5 protein-coding genes, 1 tRNA gene and 1 pseudogene are annotated in these 8872 nt (G+C 71.7%); 2 read left to right on the forward strand and 5 right to left on the reverse strand.

Going from position 1 to position 8872, the window contains the following annotated elements; all coding sequences use genetic code 11:
* The 4 genes and pseudogenes from CCN42_RS43780 to leuS all read right to left on the reverse strand — a co-directional run.
* Positions 1-279: pseudogene (locus tag CCN42_RS43780) on the reverse strand (ComEA family DNA-binding protein); the annotation flags it as partial.
* A 153-nt stretch (positions 280-432) separates the two neighbouring features.
* A complete protein-coding gene (locus CCN42_RS19220; RefSeq protein ID WP_086737332.1) occupies positions 433-1278 on the reverse strand; it encodes a DegV family protein in 846 nt (281 codons plus the stop codon).
* A gap of 82 nt (positions 1279-1360) precedes the next feature.
* Positions 1361-2116: a hypothetical protein gene (locus CCN42_RS19225; protein WP_086737334.1), complete on the reverse strand. Its 756-nt coding sequence runs from the start codon at positions 2114-2116 to the stop codon at positions 1361-1363.
* A gap of 197 nt (positions 2117-2313) precedes the next feature.
* Positions 2314-5184 (reverse strand): leucine--tRNA ligase, encoded by a 2871-nt coding sequence (gene leuS, locus CCN42_RS19230; protein ID WP_086737336.1) that lies wholly within the window; start codon positions 5182-5184, stop codon positions 2314-2316.
* 376 nt (positions 5185-5560) lie between these two features.
* Between leuS and CCN42_RS19240 the strand changes: the two genes are divergently transcribed.
* Together CCN42_RS19240 and CCN42_RS19245 are read left to right on the forward strand one after the other, a co-directional pair.
* Positions 5561-6784 carry a ferric reductase-like transmembrane domain-containing protein gene (locus CCN42_RS19240; protein ID WP_086737338.1) on the forward strand — a complete coding sequence of 408 codons (1224 nt, stop codon included), beginning with the start codon at positions 5561-5563 and terminating at the stop codon, positions 6782-6784.
* Positions 6781-8391 carry an NADH-quinone oxidoreductase subunit NuoF family protein gene (locus tag CCN42_RS19245; RefSeq protein WP_169731486.1) on the forward strand — a complete coding sequence of 537 codons (1611 nt, stop codon included), beginning with the start codon at positions 6781-6783 and terminating at the stop codon, positions 8389-8391. The genes CCN42_RS19240 and CCN42_RS19245 overlap by 4 nt, the downstream gene beginning before the upstream one ends.
* Before the next feature lie 103 nt (positions 8392-8494).
* On the opposite strand, the gene CCN42_RS19250 is transcribed toward CCN42_RS19245, so the two are convergent.
* Positions 8495-8567, reverse strand: a tRNA-Ala gene (locus tag CCN42_RS19250).
* Between the last annotated feature and the right edge of the window lie 305 nt (positions 8568-8872).

The raw sequence follows: 8872 nt of genomic DNA on the forward strand, positions 1-8872 counted from the left end.
AGCGGACTCCGGCGCCTGCCCCCGCTCCCGCTCCCGACCCGGCTCCTGCTCGGCCCCGTTCGCCGCAGCGCCGCCCTCGTCCGGCACCGGTGGTCCAGCCCCCGACTCCCCGAACAACAACCGTGCGCGTCGCCGCAGTTCGTCGGCGGACGTGTGCCGCTGCCGGGCCGACCCGCCGCGCAGCGGCGTACGGCGGGGAAGGGCGCGGCCGTCCGAGGCGGGACCCCGGCCGGGGCCGCTGGTGGCGGACGTGATGCGTGAGCGTGCTCGAAGTGCCATGCGACGAGGATGGGACAGCTCGGCATCCTCGCGATGATCTTGCTCGATTCCCGGGGACAACCTTGCGCTTGTGGACAACTCCGTCACTCACGAGGCTGAACCCCGGACAGGGCCGCACGGAAAGCGCCGCGGACGAGGCCTCCGGACAGGCCCTCACCGTGAGGCGACCACAACCCCCAGCAGCCCGGGTCCCGTGTGCGCCCCGATCACCGCCCCGACCTCGCTCACATGCAGTTCGCCCAACCCGGGCACCCGTGCCCGCAACCGCTCCGCCAGGGCCGAGGCGCGGTCCGCCGCCGCGAGATGGTGGACGGCGATGTCGACCGGCGCGGCACCCGCCCGCTCGGCGACGACCTCCTCCAGCCGGGCGATCGCCCTGGACGCCGTGCGCACCTTCTCCAGCGGTTCGATCCGGCCGCCGTACAGCTGGAGCAGCGGCTTCACCGCGAGCGCGGAGCCGAACAGAGCCTGTGCGGTGCCGATCCGGCCGCCGCGGCGCAGGTACTCCAGGGTGTCGACGTAGAAGTACGCGGAGGTGCCGGCGGCCCGCTTCTCCGCCGCCGTGACGGCCTCGTCCACGGAACCGCCCGTCCGCGCCGCCTCGGCCGCCGCCACCGCGCAGAAGCCGAGCGCCATCGCGATCATGCCGGTGTCCACCACCCGTACCGGCACCGGCGCCTCCTTCGCCGCGAGCACCGCCGCGTCGTAGGTGCCGGACAGCTCGGCGGACAGATGGAGGGAGACGATTCCGCTGGCGCCCGTCTCGGCGACCTTGCGATAGGTCTGCGCGAACACTTCGGGGCTGGGGCGCGAGGTGGTGACGGGGCGTCGCTTCTGGAGCGCCTGGGCCAGGGAGCGGGTCGAGATCTCGCTGCCCTCTTCGAGTGCCCGGTCGCCGAGGACGACGGTCAGGGGCACCGCTGTGATGCCGTGCCGCTCCATCGTCCGCGGCGGCAGGTAGGCCGTTGAATCGGTGACGATCGCGACATGGCGGGACATGAGCTGGAGGTTACCTGGCGTAGCGCCCGGACGGCAGCCCGGCCCTCTCACCTGCACCGGAACGAGGACGCGGCAGGCGGGTTCAGGTGGTGCTCTCCGGGCGGGGCTTCTTCTGCCACGGGTAGGCCGGACGCGGGGCCGGCGGGGTGATGGCGGGGCGCTCCTCGTCGGTCCGCGCCTGAGAGGTGTCCGGCCAGGTCTGCTGGTGCGTGGCCGCGTCGGCGCCGGCGGGGGCTTCCGGCCACGGCGGCGGAGTGGCGGCGGAGGAAGAGGAGGAGGAGCCCGCCGGGTCCTCGGTCGTCCAGTGCCGCAACGCACCGGCCTCGACGTCGATCTGGGCGCTGAGCGTGTCCAGGTCGTCGTCGGCGAAGCGGTGGGCGCGGTCGCGGGCGGCCCAGCGCAGGGAGTCCGCCGAGTGCGTGATGCGCTCGGTGCGTTCGCGCAGGCCGGGCAGCCGCTCGGCGAGCGAGGCCCGGTCCGGTTCGGACTCCAGGCGCCGCAGGTCAGCGTCCAGTTCGTGCCCGTGGGCGCTGAGCCGCTGGAAGAGGGCGAGCGATTCCTGCAAGGACTGGTCCTCGGCGGCGCCGGCGTGGAGCGCGTCCTGGGTGGCCCGCATCGAGGTGCGCAGCCGGAGCCGCAGCTGGGCGATCTCGCCGGCCGGGCCGGGCTGGACGAAGGACTTGGCGCGCAGGGTGTGGTCCTCGACCGTGCGGCGGGCCTGGGTGATCGTGCGGTCCACGCCGCGCTTGGCGGCGCCGACGACCTTCACCGTGGCGTAGGCGCCGAGTGCGATGAAGAGCACGAAGAGCAGGGCCACCACCGCGATCGCTGCTTCCATTGCGCTCCTCCTCCGGCCGATCGGGCCCGCGGCCCGCCGCGGCACTCGCCGCGCCGCTCCTCCACGGTAAACGCATCGGGCAGGCCCGGAGTTCCACGACAACCCCGAACCTGCCCTCATCGAACCCCGAGCACACCCTTAAGGGACCGGCCCGGGGCTCATGGCCGGCTCACGGCCGGCTCACGTTCCTGGAGCACTTACGCCGGAACGATGTTCACCAGCTTCGGCGCCCGCACGATGACCTTGCGGATCCCGGCCCCGTCCAGCGCCGCGACGACCTTCTCGTCGGCCAGTGCGACCTTCTCCAGCTCCTCCTCGGAGATGGAGGGGGCGACCTCCAGCCGCGCCTTGACCTTGCCCTTGATCTGGACGACGCAGGTGACGGTCTCGTCCACGACGTAGGCGGGGTCGGCGACGGGGAAGTCCTGGTGCACCACGGAGTCGGTGTGGCCCAGCTTGCGCCACAGCTCCTCCGCGATGTGCGGGGCCAGCGGCGCGACCAGCAGCACCAGGGCCTCGGCGACCGGGCGCGGCACGGGACCGCCCGCCTTGGTCAGGTGGTTGTTCAGCTCGGTGACCTTGGCGATGGCGGTGTTGAACCGCAGGCCCTCCAGGTCGCCGCGCACGCCGTCGATCGCCTTGTGCAGGGCGCGCAGCGTCTCCTCGTCGGCCTCGGCGTCGGTGACGGTGATCTCACCGGTCGCCTCGTCGACGATGTTCCGCCACAGCCGCTGCAGCAGCCGGAACTGGCCGACCACCGCGCGCGTGTCCCACGGCCGGGAGACGTCCAGCGGGCCCATGGCCATCTCGTACAGCCGCAGGGTGTCGGCGCCGTACTCGGCGCAGATCTCGTCCGGGGTGACGGCGTTCTTCAGGGACTTGCCCATCTTGCCCAGCAGACGGGAGACCTTCTCGCCCTGGTACCAGTAGGCGCCGTCGCGCTCCTCCACCTCGGCGGCGGGGACGGCGATGCCCCGGCTGTCGCGGTAGACGTAGGCCTGGATCATGCCCTGGTTGAACAGCTTGTGGAACGGCTCGGCCGAGGAGATGTGGCCCAGGTCGTACAGCACCTTGGACCAGAAGCGGGCGTACAGCAGGTGCAGCACGGCGTGCTCGGCACCGCCGACGTACAGGTCGACACCGCCGTGCGGCTGCCCCTCGCGCGGGCCCATCCAGTACTGCTCGATCTCCGGGTCGACCAGCTTCTCGGTGTTGTGCGGGTCCAGGTAGCGCAGCTCGTACCAGCAGGAACCGGCCCAGTTGGGCATGGTGTTGGTCTCGCGGCGGTACTTCTTGGGGCCGTCGCCCAGGTCCAGGGTGACGTTGACCCAGTCCTCGTTGCGCGACAGCGGCGTCTCGGGCTGGGTGTCCGCGTCGTCCGGGTCGAAGGTGCGCGGGCTGTAGTCCTCGACCTCCGGCAGCTCCAGCGGCAGCATCGACTCGGGCAGCGCGTGGGCGACGCCGTCCTCGTCGTAGACGATCGGGAAGGGCTCGCCCCAGTAGCGCTGGCGGCTGAACAGCCAGTCGCGCAGCCGGAAGTTGACGGTGCCCTCGCCGATGCCCTTGGACTCCAGCCACTCGGTGATGCGCGCCTTGGCCTCGACGACGCCCAGGCCGTCCAGGGAGACGTCCTCGCCGGTGGAGTTGACGATCTTCGCGTCGTACGAGGTGAAGGCGTCGTCCCAGGTGGACGTGTCGGTGCCACGGTCGTCCGAGGGCTCGACCACGCAGCGCATCGGCAGCGCGAAGGCGCGCGCGAAGGCGAAGTCGCGGGTGTCGTGCGCCGGGACGGCCATGATGGCGCCGGTGCCGTAGCCCATCAGGACGTAGTCGGCGATGAAGACGGGGATCCGCTCACCGGTGACCGGGTTGGTCGCGTACGCGCCGGTGAAGACGCCGGTCTTCTCCTTGGCGTCGGCCTGCCGCTCGACGTCGGACTTGGACGCGGCCTGCGCGCGGTAGGCGGCGACGGCCTCGGCGGGGGTGGCGTGGCCGCCGGTCCACACCTGGTGGGTGCCCTCCGGCCAGGCTCCCGGGGTGACCGTGTCGACCAGCGGGTGCTCGGGGGCCAGCACCATGTAGGTGGCGCCGAACAGGGTGTCCTGGCGGGTGGTGAAGACGGTGATGCGGTCGTCGCCGACGGGGAAGTCGACGCGGGCGCCCTCGGAGCGGCCGATCCAGTTGCGCTGCTGCAGCTTGATGGCCTCGGGCCAGTCCAGCGCGTCCAGGTCCTCCAGCAGCCGGTCGGCGTAGGCGGTGATGCGCATGTTCCACTGACGCAGCTTGGCCTTGAAGACCGGGTAGTTGCCGCGCTCGGAGCGCCCGTCGGCGGTGACCTCCTCGTTGGCCAGCACGGTGCCCAGGCCGGGGCACCAGTTGACCGGCGCGTCGGAGGCGTACGCCAGCCGGTACCGGCCCAGGACGTCGGCCTTCTCGACGGCGTTCAGCTCGTTCCAGGAGCGTCCGCCGGGCACCTCGCGCTCACCGGACTCGAACCGGGCGACCAGCTCGGAGATCGGGCGGGCCTTCTTCGCCGCGTCGTCGTACCAGGAGTTGAAGATCTGCAGGAAGATCCACTGGGTCCACTTGTAGTAGTCCGGGTCGATCGTGGCGAACGACCGGCGCTTGTCGTGGCCCAGGCCCAGCCGCCGCAGCTGGGCCTTCATGTTCTCGATGTTGGCCTCGGTGGACACGCGCGGGTGCGTGCCGGTCTGCACGGCGTACTGCTCGGCGGGCAGGCCGAAGGCGTCGAAGCCCAGGGTGTGCAGGACGTTGTGGCCGGTCATGCGCTGGAAACGCGCGAAGACGTCGGTGGCGATGTAGCCCAGCGGGTGGCCGACGTGCAGGCCCGCACCCGAGGGGTACGGGAACATGTCCATGATGAACTTCTTGGGCTTGGCGGCCAGCTCTGGATCGCCCGCCAGGTCGCCCGTGGGGTTCGGCGCCGCGTAGGTGCCCTCCGCGTCCCAGACGTCCTGCCAGCGTGCCTCGATCTCCGCGGCCAGGGCGGCCGTGTAGCGGTGCGGCGCCGCCGCCTCGGCGGTGGCAGCGGGGTTCGTCTCGCTCATGATCCTCAAAGCTCCATCGATCGTCTCTGCCGGCGGCTTGTCGAGAAACGAAAAATCCCCTCGCACAGGAGGGGACGCCGCGCCGATTCCGGCCACTCGACTCGTCCGGTGGCCGGGACTGATCAGCGCGGCCCGCTAAGCAGAAGGCGTACGGCACGCATGGCGTCAGGGTACCGCAGCCCTCGACCGGGCCGCGACGACGCCCAGAACCTGAGCCATGATCATGATTACTTCGCGTAACAACCCCTAAAGGGCATCGCAACAACCGGATTGTCGTTTGATAACAGCGCAATAACTCAAACCTCGTACTCATGGGTACGGCTGCGACCTAGAGTGCGGCCCGGGACCGCTTTCCCGAACCGCTCGGAGTTGCCCCATGAACTCTCGTCGTAAAAACAGCTCGCTCGTCCAACCCGGCCGGTCGGCCTACGGTGCGGCGACTGCTGCCGTGCTGGTCCTCATACCCGTGCTCGTGCTGGCCGGAGGTGACACGTTCCGCGAGTTCCTCAACTTCGGCGCGGGCGTGCTGAGCCTGGTCTCGCTGTCGTGCTCGGTGATCTGGGGCCTGGTGGCCCAGGACCGGATCCTGCTCAACGCGCGCCAGCGGATCGTCGGGCAGGCGGTGCACCGGGCGACGGCGGTCGCCGCGATCGCGTTCCTGCTGCTGCACGTCACCACCAAGCTGGCCCTCGACCACGTCGAGCCGATCGCCGCGGTGCTCCCGTTCTCACTCGGCGTCACCGGCAGCGCCGGGCTGATCGGTCTGGGCTCCCTGGCCGGACTGCTCATGGTCTTCGTGGGCATCACCGGCGCCCTGCGCGGCGCCTTCGCCTCCCCGGCCCCGGTCGCCGCCCGCTGGCGGACCATGCACATGCTGGCCTACCCGGCCTGGTGCGCGGCGCTGGTGCACGGCCTGTTCGCGGGCCGCCCGGCCAAGCCGGTCTTCGTGTTCCTCTACGGCGTGTCGCTGGTCGCCGTCATCGCGGCCCTGGCACTGCGGTCGGCGCCCCGCCCGGTCAAGCGGGAGGTCGCCGACCGGCTCGTCGCGCTGCTCGGGGGCGGGGAGCGGCCGGGCCGGGAGGACCTGGACGCCGCCCGCGCGCGGGCGGGCGCCGAGCCCTCCCCGCTGCCCGGCTACGACGTCCCGCGCGGGGACCGCGAGCGCCCCGCCGAGCCCGCCGCCGGCTTCGCCGCCGCCTACCGCGCGGTGTCCCGTCCCCGCCGCGCCCAGCGCCCCGCCCAGGACGCCCAGCCCACCGAATCACTCCCCCGGACGGACACCTCCTCGCTGCCCCGCGTGGATCCCTCCTGGCCGATCCCGTCGCCGCCGCCGGTCGGCGAGGCGCCCCCGTCGGCGTACGACCCGCTCCAGGACACCGGACACACCATCCCCGCCTATGACAATCCAGGCATCGGCGGCTACGGCGGCACCGAGATGTTCGACACCGTTGAGTCGAACACCCTCTACGGCACGTACAACCCGAACGACACGTACGACAACAGCGGTCCCGCCACAGAAACACTGCCCGGTGCGTCCTACGACTTCGGCGCGCCGGGTTCGGGCGAACCTTGGAACACGCCTTCCGGAGGCTTTAAGTGAACGAGGCCCTGCCCGACGTACCCGAAGTCCGCGTGGTCGGACTTCCTCAGCTCACGTCGGGCTTCGACCTTGTCGAAAGACTCGATCTGCCCATGCACCTGAAAGTGCACGGGCCGCTCGAACCGATGGGCGGCGAGCAGCTCGCGCAGCTCGCCGAACGCATCAATCTCAGGGGCCGCGGCGGCGCGGGCTTCCCCTTCCACAAGAAGCTGCGGTCGGTCGCCGAGTCGGCGATCCGCCGTGGCGTGCGGCCGGTGGTGGTGATCAACGGAAGCGAGGACGAACCCGCCTGCCGCAAGGACACGGTGCTGATCAACCGTGCCCCGCACCTGATCCTGGACGGCGCGCTGCTGTGCGCCGAGGCCCTGGGCGCCCGCACCCTCGTGGTGGGGGTCACCCGGGAGTCCACCCAGCGCTCCATGGAGGCCGCGCTCGCCGAGCGCGGCCTGAGCAACGGGCGAAGATCGGCGCTCCGCGCGCGCGTGCAGCGCAATCCCGTCCGCATGGTCACCGGCGCCGCCGCCTCCCTGATCCGCTCGATCGACGGCGGCCCGGCCATCCCGCCCGGCCGCAAGATCAGTGCGTCGGTCAGCGGCGTCGGCGGCGCCCCGACCCTGCTGTCGAACGCCGAGACGTTCGCGCAGCTGGCGATCGCCGCGCGGATCGGCCCGGAGCGGTACGGCAACACCGGGCTGTACGACGAGCCGGGCACCGTGCTGCTCACCGTCTCCGGGGCGGTCGCCCGCCCCATGGTGATCGAGGTGCCCACCGGGGTGCCGCTGCGCTACGTCCTGCAGCTGGCCGGCGCCCCGCCGGTCCCGCAGGGCGTGCTGACCGGCGGCTACCACGGCAAGTGGATCGACGCGGCGACGGTGGACGAGGCGATCGTCTCGCGCAACTCGCTGGACGCGGTGGGCGGTTCGCTGGGGGCGGGGGCGATCCTGCCGATCGGCCAGGAGACCTGCCCGCTGGGCGAGTCGCTGCGGGTGGCGCAGTGGCTGGCCGAGGAGAGCGCGGGCCAGTGCGGCCCCTGCTACCTGGGCCTGCCGGCCGCCGCGCGCGGCTTGGAGGACATCCTGAACGGCGGCGGGCCGGCCGCCCTGGAGGCGCTCAAGCAGGTCGCCAGGAACGTCAAGCGGCGCGGCGCCTGCTCGCATCCGGACGGCTCCGCGATGTTCCTGGAGTCGACGATCAAGGCGTTCACGGACGACCTCGCCGCCCATGTCCTCGGCAACGGCTGCGGACGGCCCGTGGAGGGCGTGCTGCCGCTCTTCGAGGGGGGCAGGGGCCCGACGGGCGTCCCGGGCGGCGGCACGGCCGAGGAGAACGGCCCCAGCCGGCAGAAGATCTACGTCGACTGGACGCTGTGCCGGGGACACGGCCTGTGCGCCGACATCCTCCCCGAGGTCTTCGAGCTGGGCGCCGACGGCTTCCCGACCGTCGCCCAGGCGGCCGTGCCCCGGTACGCCGAGGCGAAGGCGCTGCGCGCGGTGCGCCGCTGCCCGGCGCTCGCCCTGCGGATCGAGGAGGACACCCGCTCCCAGCCCGCGACGCGCAATCTGCCGGTGCTGTCCCAGGGCCGCGGGCGCCGCGCGCTCGGCCGCTGATCGGCTGCCGCTCGGTGCCGGCCGATCAGCGGCCGAGCGCGCGGCGCCGAGCGGGCCACCACACAAAAATCCCGCCGGGTCGATGACCCGGCGGGATGTGCTGTGGAGCTAAGGAGAATTGAACTCCTGACCTCCTGCATGCCATGCAGGCGCTCTACCAACTGAGCTATAGCCCCTTGCGGTGTGCCGTCCGCTTCGTTTCCCTTGCGGGTTTCCCTCGCGGCGACACAGAGAACATTACACGGTCCCCCCGGCGGAACACCAAATCGTTTCCGGTCTGCCCGAATATGAGCGCTATGGTCGGCATCCGTGACCGTGATCGCGTTCTCCGGAGTCCACCGTCGGGTGCCGGCCGCCCTCGGCGTCTGCCTGTTTTCCTTCGTGGCGTTCTGGATCGCGCAGCGGGCCGCGCAGGTGTCGATGATCGACCTGATGGTGTACCGCGCGGAGGGCGCGACCGTCCGCGCGGTACACCATCAGG

It is taken from the genome of Streptomyces glaucescens (genome assembly GCF_002154375.1).
Classification (GTDB): domain Bacteria; phylum Actinomycetota; class Actinomycetes; order Streptomycetales; family Streptomycetaceae; genus Streptomyces; species Streptomyces glaucescens.

Bases quoted from the DNA above. Each gene is read 5' to 3' on its own strand.
- CCN42_RS19220 (WP_086737332.1), bottom strand. From the start codon at position 1,278: ATGTCCCGCCATGTCGCGATCGTCACCGATTCAACGGCCTACCTGCCG.
- CCN42_RS19225 (WP_086737334.1), bottom strand. From the start codon at position 2,116: ATGGAAGCAGCGATCGCGGTGGTGGCCCTGCTCTTCGTGCTCTTCATC.
- leuS (WP_086737336.1), bottom strand. From the start codon at position 5,184: ATGAGCGAGACGAACCCCGCTGCCACCGCCGAGGCGGCGGCGCCGCAC.
- CCN42_RS19240 (WP_086737338.1), top strand. From the start codon at position 5,561: ATGAACTCTCGTCGTAAAAACAGCTCGCTCGTCCAACCCGGCCGGTCG.